Here is a 22000-nt window from a genome sequence, read left to right on the forward strand (position 1 = left end):
TCGCTGAACCCAAATGATCGCTGAACTAGGTCTTGCCGCCCTCTGGCTGGCGGCGGCGCTGGCGGCGCTGCAACTCGTTTCCGGTGCGCTGGGGCTGACAGAGCGCGGCGCCGTGCTCGGCGGTGCGGTGCGCCCCGTGGCGGTGGTGCAGGGCGGGCTGGCGCTGCTGGCCTTCGCCTGTCTCATCTACGTCTTTTCGGTCACCGATCTGTCGGTGAAGCTGGTCGCGCTCAATTCGCATTCGATGAAGCCGCTGGTGTTCAAGATCGCCGGCGCCTGGGGCAACCACGAGGGCTCGATGCTCCTGTGGGTGACGGTCATGGGGCTGGGCGGCGCCTTCGTGGCGCTCGTCGAAAAGCGCTTGCCGGAACGCACCATGCTGGCGACGCTGGCCGGGCAGGCTTTCGTGAGCCTTGGCTTCTATGCCTTCCTGCTGCTCGCCTCCAACCCGTTCGAGCGGCTTTCGCCGGTGCCGATGGAGGGTAACGGGCTCAACCCGCTGCTGCAGGACCTTGGCCTCGCGTTCCATCCGCCGACGCTCTACCTGGGCTATGTGGGGCTCTCGATCGCGTTCAGTTTCGCGATCGGCGCACTGGTGACGCGCGAGGTCGGCCCGGCGTTCGCCAAGGCGATGCGCCCGTGGGTGCTGGGCGCGTGGATATTCCTCACCGTGGGGATCACCGCCGGTTCGTACTGGGCCTATTACGAACTGGGCTGGGGCGGCTGGTGGTTCTGGGACCCGGTCGAGAACGCCTCGCTGATGCCCTGGCTGGCGGCGACGGCACTGCTCCATTCGTGCGGCGTGCTGGCGGCGCGCAATGCACTGCGCGCCTGGACGATCATGCTGGGCGTGGTTGCGTTCTCGATGTCGATGATCGGCACGTTCCTGGTGCGCTCGGGTATCCTGACGAGCGTGCATGCCTTTGCCGTCGATCCGCAGCGCGGCACGTTCATCCTCGCGCTGCTGGCGATCTACATCGGCGGCGCGCTGGTGCTGTTCGGCCTGCGCGCCGCGACGGTGACCGAGGGCGAGCGCTTTGCCTTCGTCAGCCGCGAGGGCGCGCTGGTGGTCAACAACGTGATGCTCTCGGCGATCCTGGGCATCGTGCTGTTCGGCACGCTCTACCCGCTGTTCGCAGAGGCGATGGGAGCCAAGGTTTCGGTCGGGCCGCCGTACTTCAACCCGATGAGCGCGCTGTTCGCGGTGCCGATGCTGGTCGTGCTCATGGTCGGGCCGTTGCTGCGCTGGCGGCGGGACAAGTTCGGGCGCGTCGGGCGCGGGCTGGTGATCCCGGCGATGCTGGTCGTCGCGGGCGGGATCGGCGTGCTGGTTCTGGGCGGTGTCGCGCTGCTGCCCTGGATCGGTCTTGCGCTCTCGGTCGGGCTCGGCTGGGCCAGCCTGCTGCCGCTCAAGGGCCGCAACCTGCGCCGCACACCGCTGCCGATCTGGGGCATGGTCGTCGCGCATTTCGGCATTGCCGTCGCTCTGTTTGGCATGAGCAGCGAGAGCGCCTTCTCGGTCGAGAAGCTGGTCGCGGTGCGCATGGGCGAGGTCACGCAAGTCGGGCCATGGGGCGTCAAGCTCGGCACCGTCGAGCCTGTCGCCGGGCCGAACTGGACGGCGATGGAGGCGCGCCTGCTGGTGCGCTACGGTATCGACGGTAAGGTGACGCGCATGCTCCCGCAGTCGCGCAGCTTCTGGACGCCGCCGCAGCAAACTAGCGAATCGGCGCTGCTGACGCGCTGGAATGGCCAGCTTTACGCCGTGCTCGGCGGCGAGGCGCCCAAGGTCGATGGCGAGAAGCAATCGCGCTGGCAACTGCGCTTGTGGTGGAAGCCTTTCGCGCCGCTGATCTGGATCGGCGGTCTGCTGATCGCGCTGGGCGGCCTGCTGGCGCTGCTGGGCCGGGTGGCGGCCGACGTGCGGCGGATCGTGGCCAAGGACAAGATCGCCTATCGGCGCGAGAAGCAGGGACGATGAGCGATTTACCCGCAAAAGCGCCTCGTTGGGCGATCTGGCTGCCGCTGGCGCTGTTCCTCGGCTTCGTGGCGCTGGTGATCGTCGGGCTCTATCGCCCGGCGGACCGCAATGTCGCCTCCGCGCTCGTCGGTAAGTCGATGCCGCAGTTCGATCTGCCTGCCGCCTTGCCGGGACGGCCCGGCCTTGACAGCAAGGTGCTTGCCAACGGCAAGCCGCACCTCGTCAACGTGTTCGCCAGCTGGTGCATTCCCTGCCGCGTCGAGGCGCCGCAACTCGGAGCGCTGGCCAAGGCCGGGGTGCCGATCGAAGGCATCTCGGTGCGCGACACGACCGAGAACCTGCAGGGCTTCCTTCAAACGAACGGCGACCCGTTCCAGCGCATCGGCGCGGACGATGACGGGAAAGTGCAACTGGCGCTCGGCTCGTCCGGCGTTCCGGAGACTTACGTGGTCGATGGCAAGGGCACGATTGTCTACCAGCACATCGGCGAAATCCGGCCCGAGCACCTCGGGCTGCTGCTTGAGAAGCTGAAGGAGGCGGGCCAGTGAAGCGCCTGATCGCTCTCGTTGCGCTGGCTCTCGCGGCTCCCGTGTTCGCACAGGAGGAGCAGTCCACTGCGCCTTACGCCTATCGTCAGCTCGATGATCCGGCGCAGGAAACCAAGGCGCAGGATCTCATGGAAACCCTGCGCTGCCTTCAGTGCCAGGGCCAGTCGATTGCGGATTCGGACGCGCCGATCGCGGGTTCGATGCGCTCGCTGGTGCGCGAGCGGATCAAGGCGGGCGAGACTCCCGAACAGATCCGCGCCTGGCTGATCGAGCGCTACGGCGACTACGTCAGCTATGCACCTCAGCTCACCGGCCTGACCTGGCCGCTGTTCGCGGTGCCGGGCGTGCTGCTCCTCATCGCCTTCCTGCTGCTACGGCGCCGCTTTTCCGCAAAAGGAGCAGGGCAGTGACCTGGGTTTTCGTGATCGGCCTAGCCGCCCTCGTGCTGGCGGTGTTGCTTTTCGTATTCAAAGTGCCGCGCGGATGCCGCGAGGCGGTGGCTTCGGCGCTGCTGCTCGGCATCGCGGGATACGTGACGCAGGGCTCGCCGAGCTTGGCAGGAGCGCCGAAGGATTCGGCCGAGTCCGTGTCCGCCGACCCCGCCGCGCTTGTCGAAGGCCGCGCCAAGGTCACCAATAGCGGCATCCCGACCAACAACCGCTGGGTGGTGATCGCCGATGGCCTCGCTCGCAACGGTCAGTATGCCGATGCCGCCGAAGTCCTTCGCGGGGCGATCGAGGATGACCCCAAGAACGCCGACGCCTGGCTGGCGCTGGCCAATTCGCTGGTCGCCCACGCAGACAACATGCTGACGCCGCCCGCGCTCTACGCCTACCAGCGTGCGATCGACGCGGAGCCGGATGCGCCGGGCGCACGATTCTTCCTCGGCCTCGCCTATGCGCGCGAGGGGAAACTCGCCGAGGCGCGTGCCTTGTGGGTGGATGTTGTGAAGACCGCACCCGAGGATGCGCCATGGCGCCTGCCGCTCGCCCAGCAACTGATGCGCCTCGACGCCGCGATCGTGGCGCAAAACGGTCAGGCCCCGACCGAATCGGCGCCCGTTCAGCCCGGCCCGGCCAATCCCTGAACGGAACATTGCCGCCGGGCGCGGGGATTGTAAGTATCGTTGCTTGGCCCCATTCATGCTGCTAACGGCGCAAGCCTGCCGCAGCCGCTCTAGCGTGTCTGCGAGTCCATTACAGGACGCATGAATGAGTGATTCTCTAGCAGACACACCTTACGTTCCTTCGACGGCGGGTGAGTCTCACAGTTCGGGCGGCCATCACGGCCAGGGCTCGGGCAATATCACCAAGCTCGCGCTTGGCGCGGTCGGCGTCGTCTTCGGCGACATCGGCACCAGCCCCCTCTATGCCTTCCGCGAAACCTTCGTCGGCCCGCATCCGTTGGCGATCGACGAACTGCACGTACTCGGCGTCGTCAGCCTGATCTTCTGGTCGATGACGCTGGTGGTGTCGGTGCAGTACGTCGGCGTACTGATGCGCGCGGACAACAAGGGGCAGGGCGGCAGCCTCGCGCTCGTTGCGTTGATCTCGGGCGCGATCCGCAAGTCCGGCTACGGGCCGCTGGTGGTACTGCTCGGCGTCTTCGCGACCTCGCTGTTCTACGGCGATTCGATGATTACCCCGGCGGTTTCGGTGCTCTCGGCGGTCGAGGGCCTCACCGTCGTCCAGTCGGACCTCGCGCCCTTCGTGCTGCCGATCGCGCTGGTGCTGCTGATCGCGCTGTTCGTCATCCAGAAGAGCGGCACCGCCAAGATCGGCGCGCTGTTCGCGCCGGTCATGGTGACCTACTTCACCGTGCTCGCGGTGCTGGGCATCTACCATCTGGTTCAGATGCCCGAGGTGCTGGTGGCGCTGAACCCGTGGTACGCGATCCAGTTCTTCCTGACCGACAAGATCCTCGGCTTCCTCGCGCTTGGCTCGGTCGTGCTGGCGGTGACGGGGGCGGAGGCGCTTTATGCCGACATGGGGCACTTCGGGCGCGGCCCGCTGCGGCTGTCGTGGTTCGCCTTCGTGATGCCCTGCCTGCTCATCAACTACTTCGGTCAGGCGGCGATGATCCTCGGTCTCGACGACGCGCAGGCGGCCGTCGCGATGGAGAACCCGTTCTTCAACCTCGCCCCCGAATCGCTGCGCCTGCCGCTGGTGATCCTGGCGACCTGCGCCACCTTCATCGCCAGCCAGGCGGTGATCTCGGGCGCGTTCTCGATCACCCATCAGGCGATGCAACTGGGCTTCATCCCGCGGCTCTCGACCCGCCACACCAGCGAGCACGAGGCGGGGCAGATCTACATCCCCTTCGTCAACTGGGCGCTGATGACCGGCGTGATCGTGCTGGTCCTGGTGTTCCAGAACTCGTCGAACCTCGCCTCGGCCTACGGCATTGCGGTGACCGGCGCGATGCTGATCGACACCTGCCTGATGGCGGTGATGCTGCTGGTCGTGTGGAAGTGGCACAAGGCGCTGGCGATCCCGGTGATCGTCACCTTCTTCGTGGTCGATGGCGCCTACTTCGCCGCCAACGCCACCAAGATCCCCGACGGCGGCTGGTTTCCGCTGATGATCGGCGGCATCGCCTTCACCCTGCTGACGACGTGGAACAAGGGCCGCCGCCTGATGCGCGACCGCATGACCGAGGCCGCGCTGCCGCTCAACGTCTTCGCCAAGAGCGCCCACGGCAGCGCCGCGCGGGTGCCGGGCACGGCGATCTTCATGGCCTCCAGCAACATGGGCGTGCCCTCGGCGCTGCTGCACAACATCAAGCACAACAAGGTATTGCATGAGCGCGTCGTGGTGCTGACGGTGGAAGTGCAGGACGGCCCCTACGTGGAGCCGCAGGACCGCTTCACCGTCGTCGATCTGGGGCAGGGCTTCTACCGATTGACGCTGCGCTACGGCTTCATGGAGGAGACCGATATTCCCGCTGCGCTCGCCCATGCGCCGTTCTGTGGGGGGCCGTTCGAGATGATGAAGACCAGCTTCTTCCTCTCACGCCAGACGCTGGTGCCCTCGGAAAAGCCCGGCATGGCGATCTGGCGCGAAAAGCTGTTCGCGTGGATGATGCGCAATGCGGCGAGCGCGATGGAGTTCTTCCGCTTGCCCACGAACCGCGTGGTCGAACTGGGCAGCCAGCTGGAAATCTGAACTGCATCGATTTCGGCGCTCAACCTGTGCGGATATGGCGCCGATACGTCCTTGTTCTGTCTTCCCAGCATGTTAGCCTGACGATCTCGAGTGAGGAGATCAGGCATGGTGGCAGCTGCTCTGGCGTTTCTGGTTCTGGCCGCTGCGCCGCCCGTGCCGCATTCTCCGGTTTCAACGGGCCCGGCGGAGCGGGGGCTCGCCACCTGGATGCCGGGCGAAGTCCGGTGCGATGGCGGCGCTGCAGTGGGCAAGCCGATCCGCCGTCCGCTGGGCACGATTGGCTGGCGCGGTTCGAACAGCCGTCAATCGGTGACGCTGCGCTTCGATATCGACGGCAGTGGGCGGCCCATCTCGATCACGCGAGAGGATCGCGCTACGTCCCCAATGACGACATTGCGCCGTCGCTGGCGGCCAGCCGCTTTCCGGCCAAGGCGCGCTCGGCCTGCTCGGTGACGTACACGGCGCAGATCGAACCGTTCGCCGCGGCTCCGGTCGCTGACCTTGTTTCCTACAGCGTGACCCCGTTGAGCGGACGCCTGCCGCAGCAGGGGTGGGACCGTATTCAAGAGGCTGGCAACTGCGGGCAGGCGCCGCGTCCGCAGCCGCTTATGCGCGCCTACCCGGACTTCGACAAACTGCCCGCGACTCCCGGCGTCAGGGACTGGTCGATGATCGCTTACGATACCGACGCATCGGGCAAGCCGTTGAACGTGCGGGTGCAGACCGGGACCGGCAACAAGGCGCTGGATCAGGCAAGCGTGAAGGCGGTTCAGGAATCGCGCTTTACCGGCGGCGCACGAACGGGCTGTTCCTATCCTTACTGGCGGGCGCCCGAGGTGATGGCTGCACCGCCGATGCCTGATAAAAATGCGTTCAAGTCGGGCGAAACCTGTTCCACCGGGCGGGAGTGGACCACTGCCCCGGTGCTGCGTTTCCCGGCCGCCTACAACCGTCGCCGGATCGAGGGCTGGGCCGTGGTGCGCTACGATGTGGCGCCGTGGGGCGCGGTCGGCAATGCGTCCGTGCTTGCCGCCGAACCGAGTGATGACTTCGGACGACAGGCGGTGCAAATGATCCAGTCCGCCAAGGCGGCGGCTTCACAGGAGGGCAGCAGCGGCTGTGTCGATCGTGTCCGCTTCGTGATCAAGCCTGACGTGGCAGGGGCTGACACTGACAATGCGCAGCCGATCGTGACCGGCGACTGACAGAGGCAGCACTCTAGCGGCAGAAATCCGCGCCGTCGGCCTCAAGATGGAAGTGGTTCTCGTGCGCGGCGTTGTACTGCGGTCCCAGCGTCGTGCCGAAGCGCTTGCAGGCGCTGTCGTGGACCACGCGCAGGAAGCGGCGCTCGGCCGGGGTGCCGCCGTTCCAGTCTTGCAACACGGTGATGCGTCGCCCGTCGCCGAGGACGAAGCCGGAGACGTCGATGGCATTGGCGCTGGCATGGCCGGACCGGCGCGCGGTGCCCGCAACGTTGCGGCATGAATAGCTGCCGAACGTCTCTATTTTCACCAGACGGCTGCCGAGGATCTGCTGTGCCGCGCGGTCAACGCCGTAGCGTGCCCAGCCCGCGAAGGCTGTCGAGGTTGCGCAGGTCACGGGGCCGAGCCCGGATACGGTCACAGTGGCGTCGTCGGTGTTCAGCGCAGCCAGCTTCACCGTTCCCACCGTGGAGCAGGCGTTGCCGTACCAGCGATCCTCGACCGGGGTGAATACGGCCTGCTGTGCGCTCAGCGTAGAGAGGCACTGCCGCAGTTCGGGGCGCGGCGGCGAGGGTCGGGGGCGACTCGCCGTGTGATTCGGCCGTCGGTTCGAAGGCGCCGGACGGTCGATGCACCCGCTGAGCACGGCGAGCAGGGGGAGGGTGAACAAAATTCTGCGCATGGGTCCAAGCTCTTGGGGGGAGTGCCTTAACCTGCGCTTATCCGTGCCTTACACGGCGGCAGGGCGCCATATGCATGCGACCGTTTTACACAGTGAACTGACCGCCCTTTGGCCTGCAAGACGATTGACATCCCCGTGGGTGCCACTAGGAGCGGCTCCGGGCCACGCGGTCCCAACGCCGCGCGTGCTCTCTGTAAGGAGAGTCAGAAATGACTGATTTGATTGCCGTTCCCGCGCGTAAACCTGCTCGTCCGCAGTTCTCTTCCGGACCTTGCGCCAAGCCGCCCGGCTATTCCCCCGAAAAGCTCGCCACCGAATCGCTGGGTCGTTCGCACCGTGCGAAGATCGGCAAGACTCGCCTCGCCTACTGCATCGACCTGATGCGCGAAGTGCTGCAGCTGCCGGATACCCACCGCATCGGCATCGTCCCGGGTTCCGACACCGGCGCCTTCGAGATGGCCATGTGGACCATGCTCGGCCAGCGCGCCGTGACCACGGTTGCCTGGGAAAGCTTCGGCGAAGGCTGGGTGACGGACGCTGCCAAGCAGCTCAAGCTCGATCCCACCGTGATCCGCGCCGACTACGGCCAGCTGCCTGACCTCACCCAGATCGATTTCAGCACCGACGTGCTGTTCACCTGGAACGGCACCACCTCGGGCGTGCGCGTTCCGAACGCCGACTTCATCCCCGACGACCGCGAGGGCCTGACTTTCGCCGACTCGACCTCGGCGGTGTTTGCCTACGACATCGACTGGTCGAAGATCGACGTCGCCACCTTCTCCTGGCAGAAGGTTCTGGGCGGCGAGGGCGGTCACGGCGTCCTCATCCTCGGCCCCCGCGCGGTCGAGCGTCTGGAAACCTACACCCCGGCATGGCCGCTCCCCAAGGTGTTCCGCCTCGTTTCCAAGGGCAAGCTCGCAGAGGGCGTGTTCAAGGGCGAGACGATCAACACCCCCTCGATGCTCGCCGTCGAGGACGCGATCTTCGCGCTGGAATGGTCGAAGTCGCTGGGCGGTCTGGAAGGTCTGAAGGCCCGTTCGGACGCCAACGCCGCTGCCCTTGGCAAGATCGTCGCCGAGCGTGACTGGCTGGACCACCTTGCGGTGGACGAGGCGACCCGTTCGAAGACCTCGGTGTGCCTGACCGTCGAAGGTGCCGACGCCGACTTCATCAAGAAGTTCGCCGCCCTGCTCGAAAAGCAGGACGCCGCCTACGACGTCGCCGGATACCGCGATGCCCCTGCGGGCCTGCGCATCTGGTGCGGTGCCACGGTCGACACCCAGGACGTCGAGGATCTCGGTCCCTGGCTCGACTGGGCCTACGCCACCGTCAAGGCCGAACAGGTCGCGGCGTAAAAATACCGCCGTCATCCCAGCGAAAGCTGGGACCGCTGGCCGCCACGCGCGACATCTCGTGCAAGGCCGATTGCGGTCCCAGCCTACGCTGGGATGACGGGGATTTTACCGCGTGATCGAGTTTTACTCCGCGATTTTATTCGAGAATTTCACTCCGCCATGGCCTCCCTTACGGCCAGCGTGAAGGAACACATTCCATGACCAAGCCCAAAGTCCTCATTTCCGACAAGATGGACCCCAACGCCGCCCGCATCTTCGAAGAGATGGGCTGCGACGTCGACGTCATCACCGGCGAGAATCCGGAACAGCAGATCGCCCGCATCGGTGAATACGATGGCCTCGCCATCCGTTCGTCGACCAAGGTGACCAAGGAAATGCTGGCCGCCGCCAAGAACCTCAAGGTCATCGGCCGCGCCGGCATCGGCGTCGACAACGTCGATATCCCGGCTGCCTCGGCGCAGGGCGTGGTGGTGATGAACACCCCGTTCGGCAACTCGATCACCACCGCGGAGCACGCCATCGCGCTGATGTTCGCGCTCGCCCGCCAGCTGCCCGAGGCGAACGCCCAGACGCAGGCCGGCACCTGGCCGAAGAACGGCTTCATGGGCGTCGAAGTCACCGGCAAGACGCTCGGCCTCATCGGCGCGGGCAACATCGGCTCGATCGTCGCCAGCCGTGCGCTGGGCCTGCGCATGAAGGTCGTCGCCTTCGACCCGTTCCTGACGCCTGAGCGCGCCGTGGAAATGGGCGTCGAGAAGGCGGACCTCGAAACGCTGCTGGCCAAGGCGGACTTCATCACGCTGCACACGCCGCTGACCGACCAGACCCGCAACATCCTCTCGGCCGAGAACCTTGCCAAGACCAAGAAGGGCGTGCGCATCATCAACTGCGCACGCGGCGGTCTGGTGGACGAAGCCGCGCTGAAGGCGGGCCTCGATTCGGGCCACATCGCGGGCGCCGCTCTCGACGTGTTCCAGACCGAACCGGCGAAGGATTCGCCGCTGTTCGGCACCCCGAACTTCATCTGCACCCCGCATCTGGGCGCATCGACCACCGAAGCGCAGGTCAACGTGGCGCTCCAGGTGGCCGAGCAGATGGCCGACTACCTCGTCAACGGCGGTGTCACCAACGCGCTCAACATGCCCTCGCTGAGCGCCGAGGAAGCCCCCAAGCTCAAGCCCTACATGAAGCTGGCCGAAGTGCTGGGTTCGATGGTCGGCCAGCTGACCGTGGACTCGGTTCCGCGCATCTCGATCCACGTCGAGGGCGCCGCCGCCGAACTGAACCAGAAGCCCATCACCGCCGCCGTCCTCGCCGGCTTCCTGCGCGTGCAGTCGGCTACGGTGAACATGGTCAACGCCCCGTTCCTCGCCAAGGAGCGCGGCCTCGAAGTGCGCGAAGTGAAGACCGAGCGCGAGGGCGACTACCACACTCTGATCCGCGTTTCGGTGAAGACCGAAGCGGGCGAGCGTTCGGTGGCCGGCACGCTGTTCAACAACGTCGAGCCGCGCCTCGTCGAGATGTTCGGCATCAAGGTCGAGGCCGAGCTGGACGGCTCGATGCTCTATATCGTCAACGAGGACGCGCCGGGCTTCATCGGCCGCATCGGCACGCTGCTGGGTGAGAACGCGATCAACATCGGCACCTTCAACCTCGGTCGCCGCGCGGCTGGCGGCGAAGCGGTGCTGTTGCTCTCGGTGGACGGCGATCTCTCGGCCGGACTGCTTGAGCAGGCGCGTGCGCTGCCGGGCGTGAAGACCGTCAAGGCGCTGACGTTCTAAGCTGACGCTTTAACAAGCTCCCAACGAAAAGGGGTCGGTGCCTTGCGGCATCGGCCCCTTTCTCGTTCGGGAGGCGTCGTTCGTCTCGCACTTCTCGATATTGTTGACTAAGTCAACATAATCGATCAAGGCTGGCGCATGAACCAGGCCATCGACGCGATCCGCACCTTCAACCGCTTCTTCACCCGGCACGTCGGCGCCATCGACGCGCGCTTTCTCGACACCGATGCGAACCTGCCGGAAGCGCGCCTCCTGTTCGAGATCGCACGGCTGGGGCCGGTGCTGGCGAATGTCCTGCAGGCCGAACTGGGCCTCGATCGCGGTTACCTCAGCCGGATGATCGCCCGGTTCGAGGAACGGGGCTGGGTCGCGCGCGACCGGCTCGACAGTGATGCGCGCGCCCGCCCGATCCGGCTCACGCAGGCGGGGCAGGCGGCGTTCGAGGAGATCGACGGGCGCCAGCGCGATGCTGTCGCGCACGATCTGGAAAGCCTGAGCGCGACCGAGCGCGACGATCTGGTGCAGGCGCTGACGCGGGCGCGGCTGCTGCTGGATCGCCAGGCGCCCGATGCCTTCACGATCCGCGACGCGCGGGTCGGCGAAGTCAGTCAGGTGGCGGCCCGTCAGTCGGTGCTCTACGCCGAAAGCCACAGTTGGGGGCATGGGCTCGAAGTGGTGGAGGCGGAAACCACTGCAGCGTTCCTGCGAAACTCCGATGCGGAGCGAGAGCGCTGCTGGGTCGCGGATCTGGGCGGGGTCATGGCCGGCGCGGTGTTCCTTACCGACGAGGGGGAAGGCACCGCTCGGCTGCGCCTGCTCCACGTCGAGCCTTTCGCGCGGCGGCGGGGCATCGGCGACGCGCTGGTCGCCGGCTGCCTCGATTTCGCGCGGGAGAAGGGCTACCGGCAGGTGGTGCTATGGACGCATACCGTGCTCGAAGCCGCGCGCCGCATCTACGCGCGCAACGGCTTCGAGTGCATCGACACCCAGGTCCACCATACGTTCGGCGAACCGGTTCAGGGCGAGACCTGGCGCGTGTTGCTTTGAAGCATCAGCGCGGCGGCGGGCCGCCCATCGGGCCGGGGCCGCCGGGACCGCGCATGCGCTCCCCGTCCTTGCCCTTGGGGCGCAGTTCTTCCATCGACAGGTAGCCGTCGTGGTCGGTGTCCGCCGTGTCGAACAGCTTGCCTTCGTAGGCCAGCAGTTCCTCCAGCGAGACGCCTGCGTCGTAATTGGTGTTGGCGCGGGCGATGACGGTGCCGCTGAGGGGCTCGATCAACCGCGCGAGTGCGCGATCTTCGCCGACGTCGGGCATGACGGCCTCGACGATCGGGCCGCTTCGGTCACCGGTCGCGGCATCGTCGCTGGTGGCGGCCGAGCCCATCTTGCTCTGCCACGCGCTGAATTCCGCCATGGAGATCGAGCCGTTGCGGTCGGCGTCGATTGCGGCGAAGCGTTCCTTGATGATGACCGCGCGTCGCGCCTCGACGAGCGCGTGCAATTCGTCGAGTGTTACGGTGCCGTCGCGGTTGGTGTCGGCGTCGCGGAACATGTCGGTGACGATCTTGTCGAAGCGCGCGCGCTTGATCGGCTTGGGCGGCTGAGGGGGGCGAGCACCGCCGCCGCCTCCCGGAGGGCCTCCGCCGCCCATGTCGTCTCCGCCCATGCCACCGCCACCCATTCCGCCGCCGCCCATGCCGCCATCCATGCCTCCCATGCCCTGCGCAAGGGCTGGTGGAGCCAGTGTCATCAGCAGTACGGCCAGAAGCGGGGTAATCTTGCGGGCAGGGCTCATGGTTGCGCCTTCGTTGATTGAAACAGGATGCGTCCCGCCAGACGCCTGGCTTCGACTTAGCGGCTGGACCTTCCGGAGCCGATGGAAAATTCGTCGCCAATCGTCGCAAATTTGTACATTCGACAACCGCGCTTCGGCGGGCTAAGGGCGCGGCCATTATGCAGGAAAACGACCGCGATCTTCTGCCCGAGGGCTTGGGCGACCGTCTGCCGCAGCAGGCATGGGCTTCCCAGACGGTGCGCCGCGCCGCGCATGACGTTCTTGCGAGTCACGGCTACGCGCGCGTCGAGACTCCCGTGCTGGAGTTCGAAAAGGCACTGGCGCACCGCATGGCGGGCGTTCAGGTGCGCCGCATGTTCCGCTTCGTCGATCCGGTCTCGATGCGGATGCTGGCCTTGCGGTCCGACATCACCGCGCAAGTCGCGCGCATCGCCGCGACCGGCCTTGCGCAGGCGCCGCGGCCGCTGCGGCTGTCCTATTCGGGGCAGGTGGTGACGATCAAGGGCGACGGCCTCGATCCGGCGCGTGAGCGCCTGCAGCTGGGCGCGGAACTCGTCGGCGCCGATTCGACCGAAGCGGTGGCCGAGATCGTCGAACTGGCGATCGAGGCGCTGCGCGCGGCGGGCGCGACGGGCGTTTCGGTGGACTTCACCCTCCCCGACCTCGTCGATACGCTGAGCGCAGGGGCACTGCCGCTGCCCTCCATGAACATCGAGGCGGTGCGCCAGATGCTCGACGCCAAGGACGCAGGCGGGCTGGTCGATGCGGGCGGTGAAGCCTATCTGCCTTTGCTCTACGCCGTCGGGCCGTTCGACAGCGCGATCGAGCAACTGGCAGCCTTTGATGTCGGCGGTGTACTCGCCAGCCGCATTGCCGCGCTGCGGGCGATCGCCGCGCGGGTCGGCGGCAAGGCGCGGCTGACGCTCGATCCGTCCGAGCGCCATGGCTTCGAGTATCAGTCCTGGTTCGGTTTCACGATCTACGCCGATGGCGTGCCGGGCAGTCTTGGGCGTGGTGGCACCTATTCGATCCTTGGTCAGACCGGCCGCAATCCGGAATCCGCGACGGGCTTCTCGCTCTATCCCGATCCGCTGATCGAGAGCCTGTCCGCCGCTGCGGGCGAAGAGCGCCGCCTGTTCCTCCCGCTCGGCCATGACCGCGAGGTCGCCAGTCGTCAGCGGGCGATCGGCTGGGTGACCGTGGCCGCGCTCTCAGAAGCGGACGATGCGCTGGCGCTGGGCTGCTCGCACAAGCTGGAAGGCGGCGAGGCGGTCGCGCTTTAGCCGAACACCCGGACGAGCCAGCGATCGACCACGCCGGTCGCGGCATAGTCCGGATTGCCCAGTTCGCGGTTGATCTGAATGTGCCCCGGCAATCCGCGTCCGGGGAAGCCTTCGCGCTCGACCTTTGTGCCCGCCTTGCGCAGCGCCGCTTCCAGTTCCTGGGCTTGCCGCACGCCGTCGGCGCGCTGGACGTGGAGCAGCAGGAATTGCGGCGCATTGGGCGCGGCCGCCTGCAAGGTGGGCGAAAGCGCGCGCTGGCGCGACGGCTCGGTTCCGAAGGCTTGCCGATATGCACCGCCCATCAGCCGCTCGGCGTCCTGCATCTGCGCGGGGACGTCGTAGGCGGCGCCGTCGATCGGGATCACGCCGCGAATGTCGGAGTAGGCCAGTCCGGCCTTGCGCAGATACCGCGGATCGGTGCCGACCAGCGCCACCAGATGCGCGCCTGCGCTGTGCCCCATCAGCACGACCTTGCCGCGCGCGATGCCTAGCGAATCCGCCTGTTTGAGCAGGGCCGCGAGCGCATCGGCAACATCCTGCGCCTGCTGCTCCACGGTCGCGTCCGGGACTAGCCGGTAGTTGACGCTGGCGAAGGCGTAACCTTCACCGGTGTAGTGCGCGACCTTGTAGCGGCCGGTGGCGCTGTCCTTGTCGCCGCGCTTCCAGCCACCGCCGTGAACGAAGACGACCAGTGGGGAAGGCTTTTTGCGCGCGGCCCCGTTCTGAGTTCCTGGCCAGAAATCGAGCGTCTGCAGCGCTCCGGTACCGTAACTCAGCGTTTCCGTTCGCTGCTGCGCGAGGGCGGGCGTGGCTGCCGCCAGCAGCAGGGCACCGATCGTGATCATTGGGGTTTTCTTCATGGTCGCATGCTCCCGTGGTATGTCTGCACGGTCGCAGGCCGGAGCGGGCAGGGGCAAGTCGCCAAGTGTAATGAAGAGTACCCCGTTCGTGCCGGTGACCCTTGACTACCGCCCCCCCTTGCCCTTAGGGCGCCGACCGAAAAAGCCGGGGCCTCCTGCCCCACCGTAAATCCGTATCGTCGAGTCCTGTCGAAGGGCGATACCGGATCCACCGTGGCAGGGTGGAGGAGCATATCCATGGCAAATGTTACCGTGATCGGCGCCCAGTGGGGCGATGAGGGCAAAGGCAAGATCGTCGACTGGCTCGCCAGCCGGGCGGATGCAGTGGTGCGCTTTCAGGGCGGTCACAACGCGGGCCACACGCTCGTCGTCGGCGAACAGGTCTACAAGCTGAGCCTGCTGCCTTCGGGCATCGTCACCGGCACGCTTTCGATCATCGGCAATGGCGTCGTGCTCGATCCGTGGCACCTCAAGTCCGAAGTCGAGAAGCTGCGCGGGCAGGGCGTCGAGATCAATCCCGAGAACTTCGCGATCGCGGACAACTGCCCGCTGATCCTGCCGGTCCACCGCGAGCTGGACGGCCTGCGCGAAGCGGCCGCCGGTGCGGGCAAGATCGGCACCACCGGTCGCGGCATCGGCCCGGCTTACGAGGACAAGGTCGGCCGCCGCGCGATCCGCGTCTGCGATCTGGCGCACCTCGATGCGCTGGAGCCGCAGCTCGATCGCCTCTGCGCGCACCACGACGCGCTGCGCGCCGGTTTCGGCCAGCCCCCTATCGACCGCGAGGCGCTGCTCAACGAACTGCGCGAGATCGCGCCCTTCGTGCTGCAGTTCGCCCAGCCGGTGTGGAAGCGTCTCAACAAGGTCCGCAAGGCGGGCGCGCGCATCCTGTTCGAGGGCGCGCAGGGCGTGCTGCTCGACGTCGATCACGGTACCTATCCCTTCGTCACCAGCTCCAACACCGTGTCGGGCACCGCCGCCAGTGGTTCGGGCCTCGGCCCCTCGGCGACCGGTTTCGTGCTGGGCATCGTCAAGGCCTACACCACCCGCGTCGGCTCCGGCCCGTTCCCGACCGAGTTGGAGGACGAGACCGGCCAGCGTCTGGGTGAGCGCGGCCATGAATTCGGCACCGTCACCGGCCGCAAGCGCCGCTGCGGCTGGTTCGACGCGGTGCTGACGCGCCAGTCCTGCGCGATCTCGGGCGTCACCGGCATCGCCCTCACGAAAGTCGACGTCCTGGACGGCATGGACAAGGTGAAGATCTGCACCGGCTACCGCCTGCACGGCAAGGTGCTGGATTACTACCCAAGCCACGCCGCCGATCAGGCCGCGGTCGAGCCGATCTACGAGGAAATGGACGGCTGGCAGGGCACCACCGCCGGTGCCCGTTCATGGGCGGACCTCCCCGCGCAGGCGATCAAGTACATCCAGCGCGTCCAGGAACTGATCGAGACGCCGGTGGCGCTCGTCTCCACCAGCCCCGAGCGCGAGGACACCATCCTCGTGCGCGATCCTTTCGTGGATTGATGATGATGCGGGGCGTCCTGAGGTTCGCCCCGCTGCTTCTGCTGCTGGGCGCCACCGAGGCGCCCCGGCCTTTGAAACTGCCTGACATCGACATGATCCGCGTACGCAAGGCGGCGCGGATCATGGAACTCTACTCGGAAGGCCGCCTCGTCCATGTGATCGAGCATATCCAGCTCGGCGACGAGCCCGTCGGCCCCAAGCGCTTCGAAGGCGACGAGCGGACCCCGGAGGGGCGTTATGTCATCGACTGGGGCAACCCGGCGAGCGCCTATCATCTCTCGCTTCATATCTCTTACCCCAACGCCGACGACCGCGCCTTTGCGGCGGGGCGGGGGCGCTCTGCGGGCGGGATGATCATGATTCACGGTCAGCCGAACGATTGGGCTGAGGGGCGTGTACCCGGCGACTGGACCGACGGCTGCATTGCGGTTTCCGACGAAGAGATTGAGGCTCTGTGGGAAGTCGTGGCCGACGGCACCCCCATCGAGATCGAACCCTGAATGTCGCGTCGTCCCGGACTTGATCCGGGACCGGTGGCCGTCTTTAGGTGAGCAATAGCTTCACGCAGCGACATGGGCCGTTCACTGCCACCGGTCCCGGATCAAGTCCGGGACGACGAAGTGGCCCAAACGTCCCACTTGCGCGAATTGCAATTTCCGGCATTGCTGGCTTGTAAATCGCAAGGGCAACCCGGTTGCCCGATAATAGTTAGGAGCCTAAGTACCCGCCACCCCCGATCCCCCCAGGACCCATGACCGACCGATCGAGCCTTGCCCATGACCTCGCCACGCAACTCGCGCCTGTTGGGCGGGCGTGGAGGCAGCTTGCCGACCGCATCCTCGCCTCGCTGGAGATTTCCAACTCGGCGGGCTGGGCGCTGGTTCATCTCGAGCGGCTGGGTGCGGGGGCGCGGCAGGCGGATCTGGCGCGGGCGATCGGCATCACCGAAGCCTCGCTGACCACCACCGTGCGCCAGCTCGAATCGGCGGGTCTCGTCGAGCGCCTCGCCGATGCCGGTGACCGCCGCGCCAATCTTCTCCACCTTACCCGAGAGGGCGCGGGTATCGCCCGCAAGGCGGAAGCGCGGCTGGTGGCGCTGCGGGGGGAATTGCTGGACGGCATTCCGGACGCCGACCTCGAAGCGGCCGTAAACTTGATTACTACTGTGGGCAACCGCGCTGCAGAGATGCGGGGGCGGACATGAACCGGCCGATCTTCGCGCGTTGGGGCGTCCCGGCGGCCATCTTCTCGATCAAGGCGTTTCTGGCAGCGATCCTGGCGGCCTATATCTCGTTTTCGATCGGGCTGGAGCGACCGTACTGGGCCTTCCTTACCGCTTATATCGTCGCCGCGCCGCTAGCCGGCGCGGTCGTTTCCAAGGCGCTGTTCCGCGTCATCGGCACTTTCGTCGGGGCCACGGCTTCGGTGCTCATGGTGCCGCCGCTGGCCCATTCGCCGGAACTGCTGACTCTGGCGCTCGCTTCGTGGCTGGCGCTGTGCGTCTTCGTCTCCCTGCTCGATCGCACGCCGCGCGGCTATATGTTCGTTTTAGCGGGTTATACCGCTTGTCTGATCGTGCTGCCGACGGTGGAAACGCCCGACCTCATCTTCGAGGATGCCGCGCTGCGCGTTCAGGAGATCACCATTGGTATCCTGTGCGGCAGCCTGATCCACGGTATCGTCCTGCCGGGTTCGGTCTCGACGTTCCTGCTCGGCCGCGTGGCGATGATGCTGCGCGATGCCGAGCGCTGGAGTCGCGATTCGCTGGAACTGGAACCAGATCCTTCGATCGAGGCGGAAAAGCGGCGACTGGCGCAGGATGTGACCGAACTGCATCAACTTTCGATCCACTTACCGTTCGAGACCAGCCGCCTGGCCCCGCGTGTGCGCACGGTGCGGGCGCTGCAGGACCAACTTTCGCTGCTGATGCCGTTGGGTGCCGCCGTCTCCGACCGTATCGGCGCCTTACGCGAACACGATGCCATGAGCGAGGAGGCGGAGGCGTTGCTTGCCGACACGCGTGACTGGCTCTCGCGGATTGAAGCGAGCCGCGAGGAGCGCGAGCAGGTCGGCGCCGACCTCAAGGCCCGTTGTGCCGCGCTTGAACCGCGGATCGATGCCGCGTCCGGCTGGGACGACATGCTCGTCCTCAGCCTGGGTTCACGGCTTTCCAGCCTGATCGAGGCGCATCTCGATTGCCGCGATCTTGCGGAACAACTCGGCACCCGCAACCGCAAGCCGGTTTCCGCGCGCATTCCGCCGTTGCTGGAAGGGCGGCGCAACCGCGAGGTTCACCGCGACTATCGCGGCGCCCTGCGCGGCGCGGCCGGTGCGGCGCTGACGATCATTCTGGGCTGCACGCTGTGGATCGGCAGCGGCTGGAACGACGGTGCCACCGCCGTCATGCTGGCGGGCGTGTTCCTGGCGCTGTTCTCGGCATCCGACAATCCGCTGTTGCCGCTGTGGATGTTCTTCAACGGCACGCTCATCGCAACGATTTTGGGCATGATCTACGCCTTCGGCATCCTGCCACGCATCGACGGTTTTACGATGCTGGCGCTGACGCTGGCGCCGCCATTGCTGGTGCTCGGCTCGCTGATGCACTCGCCGCGCTACGCCGGTGTCGCGCTGCCTGCGCTGCTCGGCATGGGCAGCCCGTTCATCATCGCCGAGCAGTATAGCGACAACTTCGCCACGTTCGCCAACGGCTCCTTGGCTCAGCTGCTGGGCACTCTGTTCGCCATCGTGATGGCGCGCCTGCTGCAAACGGCCGGGCTGGAGAGCGCCATCCGGCGGACCTTGCGCGCGGGCTGGCGCGATATCGCCGAGCGTGCCAACCTCTACGGACCGCCCGACGTGCGCGGCTGGATCAACCGCATGCTCGACCGTATCGCGCTGCTCAATCCCCGCCTCGCGCTATCAGGCAAGCAGCCGGGCGCGCCGCTCTACGACGTGCTGCGGGATCTGCGCACGGGCGTGGCGATCGGCGAACTGCGCGAGCTGCGGCTCGACCTGCCGCCCGCTCGCAGCGCGCCCCTCACCAGTGTGCTGGCCGACGTGGCCGACTACTACCGCCGGCTCGAGCCCGAGCACCGTCCGCCCGCCGCGCCCGAACTGCTGGCCGACATCGATGCTGCGCTCCACGTCTTCACCCGCGACGAGGACCGGTCCGTGCGCCGCAAGGCGGCACTGGCGCTGGTCTCGCTGCGCCGTAACATCTTTCCCGAAGCCGCCGCGCTGAAAGGCCAGCCATGAACGGCGAAGTCTCCATCCTGGGCGTGTTCATGCCCACGCTCCTGCTGATCGCGGTCATCGCCTCGGTCCTGACCATGCTGCTCATGCGCGTGGCCGATTTCGTGGGGTTCTACCGCATTGTCGCCTATCGCGCGCTCGTCGACCTGTGCCTTTATGTCATGGTGTTCGGCGCGCTTTCCTTCCTTGCCACCTATTTTGGTCTCCACCCATGAAGAACCTGCTTCCCGCCATCGGCCGCAGCGCCGCTACCATCGTCATCGTCCTGCTTGCGGCCTTCATCGCATACTGGATGTGGATGCATTACGAGCGCAGTCCCTGGACCCGCGACGGCCGTGTCCGTGCCGATGTGGTGCGGGTGACGCCGGACATCGGGGGGCTCGTCACATCCGTCTCGGTGCACGACAACCAGCAGGTGAAGGCCGGGGATCTCCTCTTCGTGATCGACAAGCCGCGCTATTCGCTGGCGGTGGAGCAGGCCGAGGCCAGCCTCTCCAGCGCAAGGGCGACGCTGGGGCAGGCACAGCGCGAGTCCTCGCGCGATCTGGCGCTGGGAGACCTCGTCGCCACCGAGTCGCACGAACAGAACGTCGCCAAGGTGGCCACCGCCCGCGCCGCCGTGGCCGAGGCGCAGAGCGCGCTGGACGGGGCCAGGCTAAACCTCCAGCGCACGCAGGTCCATGCCTCGGTCAACGGCACGGTGACCAACCTCGACCTGCATCCCGGCGATTACGTGGCCGCCGGTAGCCAGGCCATGGCGCTGGTCGATGGTGATTCGATCCGGGTCGAAGGCTACTTCGAGGAAACCAAGCTGCCGCTGATCCGCATCGGCGCGCCGGTGAGCGTGAAACTGATGGGCGAGGAGAACGTGCTCAAGGGGCGGGTCGAGAGCATCGCGGCAGGCATCAACGACGATACCCGCAGCGATTCGGGCAACCTTCTGCCCAATGTCGCGGCGACCTTCTCGTGGGTGCGTCTCGCCCAGCGCATCCCGGTGCGCGTGAGGCTGACGCAGGTGCCTAAGGACGTGCGCCTGATCTTGGGCCGCACCGCGACGGTCACGATCGAGCAGCATGGCGAGCAGCATGGCGAGCAGCACAGCCAGAACAAGCCCGCACCGAAGGGGAAGGTGCAGTGACCTTGCCGCGCTTCCTGTGCTCGGCAGCGCTGGCGCTCGCCTTGTCCGCCTGCGCGACAGCGGGGCCGGACTATCATCCGCCTGAGAACGCCGTCTCCAATGCGCCGGCCGCGCAAGGGACGTTCAACTCGGCAAATGGTGCGGCGTTCTCGCAGGAGCCGCTGCCGGATCACTGGTGGAAGCTCTACGACGACCCGCGCCTCGACGCGCTGGTGGAGCAGGCGCTGGCGGCCAACACCGACTTGCGTGCCGCCGACGCCAATCTCGACCGCGCCCGCGCCGTGCTGCGCGAGGCTGCTGCCGCCCGCACGCTGTCGACGGCGGTAAGCGGCGGCGTCGATTTGTCGCGCCAGTCCTCCACTGGCGTCTCGATGCCGGGCGTGGTGACCGACAATCTCGGACTTGCGTTGAGCTACCCGCTCGACCTGAAAGGCAAGCTGCGCCGAGCCATCGAGGCCAGCACCGCCGATGCCGAGGCGACCGAGGCCGCGCGCGATGCCGTGCGCGTCAGCGTCGCCGCCGCGACCACCAGCGCCTATGCCAAAGTCTGCGCCGCCAACTACCAGCTCGGGGTGACGCAGCGGGTGGTACAGCTCCAGCGCCAGACCCTCGACGCCACGCGGCGGCTGCAGAAGGGCGGTCGCGGCACCGCGTTCGACGTCAGCCGTGCTGCCGCCGCAGTAGAGACCAGCGCGGCCGCGCTTCCGGCCTTCACTGCCGCGCGGCAGAACTCGCTTTACCTGCTGGCGACACTTCTGGGCCGTCCGCCCGCCGATTTTCCTGCGGAAGTCGCAGACTGCGCTACGCTGCCGCGCCTCGCGGGCGGAGTGCCGGTCGAGGATGGTGCCGCGCTCATCCGTCGCCGCGCCGATATCCGTGCTGCGGAACGTACCATCGCCGCCGACACCGCGCGCATCGGGGTGGCGACGGCGGACCTCTATCCTTCGGTCAGTATCGGCGGGTCGCTGGGCTTCTCCGGCCCGATCCACGATTTCGGCACCGGCGACAGCTTCGGCATGAGTCTCGGCCCGCTGCTCAGCTGGAGCTTCCCCAACCGCCCGGCCGTACGCGCGAAGATCGATCAGGCCGACGCGCAAGTGCGCGTCGATCTCGCCAATTTCGACGGTACGGTACTGGAAGCGCTGCGGCAGGCGGAATCGGCCATGGAGACTTACGCGCGGGATCGGGAGCGCGAGGCGGCACTGGGCCGGGCGGCAGATGCGGCGGGGCTATCGGCTTCGCAGGCAGGCAAGCTGTTTCGCTTCGGGCGTAGCGCTTTTCTCGATCTGCTAAGTGCGCAGGCGAGTTTGGCTTCCGCTCAGGTGAGTCACGCCTCGGCGCAAACCACACTGGTAGACGACCAGATCGCGGTGTTCCTGGCGCTCGGCGGCGGGTGGCGGCAGTAGCGGCCGGCCCACCCCGTCCGGCTAGG

General features: G+C 66.8%; 21 protein-coding genes. 18 read left to right on the forward strand and 3 right to left on the reverse strand.

The window, feature by feature from the left end; genetic code table 11:
- Positions 1-13: 13 nt before the first annotated feature.
- The 7 genes from HWN72_RS04770 (at position 14) to HWN72_RS31790 (ending at position 6898) form a co-directional block, all read left to right on the forward strand.
- Positions 14-1981 carry a heme lyase CcmF/NrfE family subunit gene (locus tag HWN72_RS04770; protein ID WP_069707484.1) on the forward strand — a complete coding sequence of 656 codons (1968 nt, stop codon included), beginning with the start codon at positions 14-16 and terminating at the stop codon, positions 1979-1981.
- Positions 1978-2529: a DsbE family thiol:disulfide interchange protein gene (locus HWN72_RS04775; RefSeq protein ID WP_069707485.1), complete on the forward strand. Its 552-nt coding sequence runs from the start codon at positions 1978-1980 to the stop codon at positions 2527-2529. The genes HWN72_RS04770 and HWN72_RS04775 overlap by 4 nt, the downstream gene beginning before the upstream one ends.
- Complete coding sequence (locus tag HWN72_RS04780) at positions 2526-2939, forward strand: cytochrome c-type biogenesis protein (protein WP_008830270.1); 414 nt, start codon at positions 2526-2528, stop codon at positions 2937-2939. Before HWN72_RS04775 ends, HWN72_RS04780 begins: the two co-directional genes overlap by 4 nt.
- Positions 2936-3616, forward strand: coding sequence for a tetratricopeptide repeat protein (locus HWN72_RS04785; protein ID WP_069707486.1), 681 nt, complete (start codon positions 2936-2938; stop codon positions 3614-3616). Before HWN72_RS04780 ends, HWN72_RS04785 begins: the two co-directional genes overlap by 4 nt.
- A gap of 124 nt (positions 3617-3740) precedes the next feature.
- Positions 3741-5693: a potassium transporter Kup gene (locus HWN72_RS04790; protein WP_069707487.1), complete on the forward strand. Its 1953-nt coding sequence runs from the start codon at positions 3741-3743 to the stop codon at positions 5691-5693.
- Between the two features lie 105 nt (positions 5694-5798).
- A complete protein-coding gene (locus tag HWN72_RS30985; RefSeq protein ID WP_248005818.1) occupies positions 5799-6146 on the forward strand; it encodes a hypothetical protein in 348 nt (115 codons plus the stop codon).
- A complete protein-coding gene (locus tag HWN72_RS31790) occupies positions 6143-6898 on the forward strand; it encodes an energy transducer TonB (RefSeq protein ID WP_289357644.1) in 756 nt (251 codons plus the stop codon). The genes HWN72_RS30985 and HWN72_RS31790 overlap by 4 nt, the downstream gene beginning before the upstream one ends.
- Before the next feature lie 13 nt (positions 6899-6911).
- Here the strand turns inward: HWN72_RS31790 and HWN72_RS04800 are convergent, their stop codons facing one another.
- The gene (locus HWN72_RS04800; protein WP_069707489.1) at positions 6912-7577 is read right to left on the reverse strand and encodes an extensin family protein; all 666 of its coding nucleotides are present in this window, start codon (positions 7575-7577) and stop codon (positions 6912-6914) included.
- 209 nt (positions 7578-7786) lie between these two features.
- Between HWN72_RS04800 and HWN72_RS04805 the strand changes: the two genes are divergently transcribed.
- From HWN72_RS04805 to HWN72_RS04815, 3 genes are all read left to right on the forward strand, one after another.
- On the forward strand, positions 7787-8932 hold the full coding sequence (locus HWN72_RS04805; RefSeq protein WP_211149945.1) for a phosphoserine transaminase: 1146 nt from the start codon (positions 7787-7789) through the stop codon (positions 8930-8932).
- A gap of 197 nt (positions 8933-9129) precedes the next feature.
- Entirely contained in the window at positions 9130-10713 is a 1584-nt protein-coding gene (gene serA, locus HWN72_RS04810) for a phosphoglycerate dehydrogenase (RefSeq protein ID WP_069707491.1), read from the forward strand.
- A gap of 138 nt (positions 10714-10851) precedes the next feature.
- Positions 10852-11760 carry a helix-turn-helix domain-containing GNAT family N-acetyltransferase gene (locus HWN72_RS04815; RefSeq protein WP_069707492.1) on the forward strand — a complete coding sequence of 303 codons (909 nt, stop codon included), beginning with the start codon at positions 10852-10854 and terminating at the stop codon, positions 11758-11760.
- A gap of 4 nt (positions 11761-11764) precedes the next feature.
- Here HWN72_RS04815 and HWN72_RS04820 read toward each other — a convergent pair whose 3' ends face one another.
- The gene (locus tag HWN72_RS04820) at positions 11765-12508 is read right to left on the reverse strand and encodes an EF-hand domain-containing protein (RefSeq protein WP_069707493.1); all 744 of its coding nucleotides are present in this window, start codon (positions 12506-12508) and stop codon (positions 11765-11767) included.
- A 158-nt stretch (positions 12509-12666) separates the two neighbouring features.
- On the opposite strand from HWN72_RS04820, the gene HWN72_RS04825 reads away from it, so the two are divergent.
- Positions 12667-13791 carry an ATP phosphoribosyltransferase regulatory subunit gene (locus tag HWN72_RS04825; RefSeq protein WP_008829318.1) on the forward strand — a complete coding sequence of 375 codons (1125 nt, stop codon included), beginning with the start codon at positions 12667-12669 and terminating at the stop codon, positions 13789-13791.
- Here HWN72_RS04825 and HWN72_RS04830 read toward each other — a convergent pair.
- Positions 13788-14651 (reverse strand): alpha/beta hydrolase, encoded by an 864-nt coding sequence (locus HWN72_RS04830; RefSeq protein ID WP_375154511.1) that lies wholly within the window; start codon positions 14649-14651, stop codon positions 13788-13790. The two genes, HWN72_RS04825 and HWN72_RS04830, sit on opposite strands and share 4 nt — an antisense overlap.
- 237 nt (positions 14652-14888) lie before the next feature.
- Here HWN72_RS04830 and HWN72_RS04835 point away from each other — a divergent pair, with 237 nt between their 5' ends.
- From HWN72_RS04835 to HWN72_RS04865, 7 genes are all read left to right on the forward strand, one after another.
- Positions 14889-16178 carry an adenylosuccinate synthase gene (locus HWN72_RS04835; protein ID WP_008829316.1) on the forward strand — a complete coding sequence of 430 codons (1290 nt, stop codon included), beginning with the start codon at positions 14889-14891 and terminating at the stop codon, positions 16176-16178.
- A 5-nt stretch (positions 16179-16183) separates the two neighbouring features.
- The gene (locus HWN72_RS04840; protein ID WP_069709108.1) at positions 16184-16678 is read left to right on the forward strand and encodes a murein L,D-transpeptidase family protein; all 495 of its coding nucleotides are present in this window, start codon (positions 16184-16186) and stop codon (positions 16676-16678) included.
- A 251-nt stretch (positions 16679-16929) separates the two neighbouring features.
- Complete coding sequence (locus HWN72_RS04845; RefSeq protein ID WP_008832631.1) at positions 16930-17382, forward strand: MarR family transcriptional regulator; 453 nt, start codon at positions 16930-16932, stop codon at positions 17380-17382.
- Positions 17379-19433: an FUSC family protein gene (locus HWN72_RS04850; protein WP_211149946.1), complete on the forward strand. Its 2055-nt coding sequence runs from the start codon at positions 17379-17381 to the stop codon at positions 19431-19433. The genes HWN72_RS04845 and HWN72_RS04850 overlap by 4 nt, the downstream gene beginning before the upstream one ends.
- Positions 19430-19645 carry a DUF1656 domain-containing protein gene (locus HWN72_RS04855; RefSeq protein WP_008832633.1) on the forward strand — a complete coding sequence of 72 codons (216 nt, stop codon included), beginning with the start codon at positions 19430-19432 and terminating at the stop codon, positions 19643-19645. Before HWN72_RS04850 ends, HWN72_RS04855 begins: the two co-directional genes overlap by 4 nt.
- Positions 19642-20568 (forward strand): efflux RND transporter periplasmic adaptor subunit, encoded by a 927-nt coding sequence (locus HWN72_RS04860; RefSeq protein WP_008832634.1) that lies wholly within the window; start codon positions 19642-19644, stop codon positions 20566-20568. The genes HWN72_RS04855 and HWN72_RS04860 overlap by 4 nt, the downstream gene beginning before the upstream one ends.
- The gene (locus tag HWN72_RS04865; protein ID WP_008832635.1) at positions 20565-21974 is read left to right on the forward strand and encodes an efflux transporter outer membrane subunit; all 1410 of its coding nucleotides are present in this window, start codon (positions 20565-20567) and stop codon (positions 21972-21974) included. The genes HWN72_RS04860 and HWN72_RS04865 overlap by 4 nt, the downstream gene beginning before the upstream one ends.
- The last annotated feature ends 26 nt before the right edge of the window (positions 21975-22000 follow it).

The organism is Novosphingobium sp. HR1a, from assembly GCF_015594425.1.
Lineage (GTDB): Bacteria > Pseudomonadota > Alphaproteobacteria > Sphingomonadales > Sphingomonadaceae > Novosphingobium > Novosphingobium resinovorum_A.

Excerpts from the sequence above, each read along its gene's own strand:
- HWN72_RS04770 (WP_069707484.1), top strand. The coding sequence starts at position 14 with ATGATCGCTGAACTAGGTCTTGCCGCCCTCTGGCTGGCGGCGGCGCTG.
- HWN72_RS04775 (WP_069707485.1), top strand. The coding sequence starts at position 1,978 with ATGAGCGATTTACCCGCAAAAGCGCCTCGTTGGGCGATCTGGCTGCCG.
- HWN72_RS04790 (WP_069707487.1), top strand. The coding sequence starts at position 3,741 with ATGAGTGATTCTCTAGCAGACACACCTTACGTTCCTTCGACGGCGGGT.
- HWN72_RS30985 (WP_248005818.1), top strand. The coding sequence starts at position 5,799 with ATGGTGGCAGCTGCTCTGGCGTTTCTGGTTCTGGCCGCTGCGCCGCCC.
- HWN72_RS04800 (WP_069707489.1), bottom strand. The coding sequence starts at position 7,577 with ATGCGCAGAATTTTGTTCACCCTCCCCCTGCTCGCCGTGCTCAGCGGG.
- HWN72_RS04805 (WP_211149945.1), top strand. The coding sequence starts at position 7,787 with ATGACTGATTTGATTGCCGTTCCCGCGCGTAAACCTGCTCGTCCGCAG.
- serA (WP_069707491.1), top strand. The coding sequence starts at position 9,130 with ATGACCAAGCCCAAAGTCCTCATTTCCGACAAGATGGACCCCAACGCC.
- HWN72_RS04815 (WP_069707492.1), top strand. The coding sequence starts at position 10,852 with ATGAACCAGGCCATCGACGCGATCCGCACCTTCAACCGCTTCTTCACC.
- HWN72_RS04820 (WP_069707493.1), bottom strand. The coding sequence starts at position 12,508 with ATGAGCCCTGCCCGCAAGATTACCCCGCTTCTGGCCGTACTGCTGATG.
- HWN72_RS04825 (WP_008829318.1), top strand. The coding sequence starts at position 12,667 with ATGCAGGAAAACGACCGCGATCTTCTGCCCGAGGGCTTGGGCGACCGT.
- HWN72_RS04830 (WP_375154511.1), bottom strand. The coding sequence starts at position 14,651 with ATGAAGAAAACCCCAATGATCACGATCGGTGCCCTGCTGCTGGCGGCA.
- HWN72_RS04835 (WP_008829316.1), top strand. The coding sequence starts at position 14,889 with ATGGCAAATGTTACCGTGATCGGCGCCCAGTGGGGCGATGAGGGCAAA.
- HWN72_RS04840 (WP_069709108.1), top strand. The coding sequence starts at position 16,184 with ATGCGGGGCGTCCTGAGGTTCGCCCCGCTGCTTCTGCTGCTGGGCGCC.
- HWN72_RS04845 (WP_008832631.1), top strand. The coding sequence starts at position 16,930 with ATGACCGACCGATCGAGCCTTGCCCATGACCTCGCCACGCAACTCGCG.
- HWN72_RS04850 (WP_211149946.1), top strand. The coding sequence starts at position 17,379 with ATGAACCGGCCGATCTTCGCGCGTTGGGGCGTCCCGGCGGCCATCTTC.
- HWN72_RS04855 (WP_008832633.1), top strand. The coding sequence starts at position 19,430 with ATGAACGGCGAAGTCTCCATCCTGGGCGTGTTCATGCCCACGCTCCTG.
- HWN72_RS04860 (WP_008832634.1), top strand. The coding sequence starts at position 19,642 with ATGAAGAACCTGCTTCCCGCCATCGGCCGCAGCGCCGCTACCATCGTC.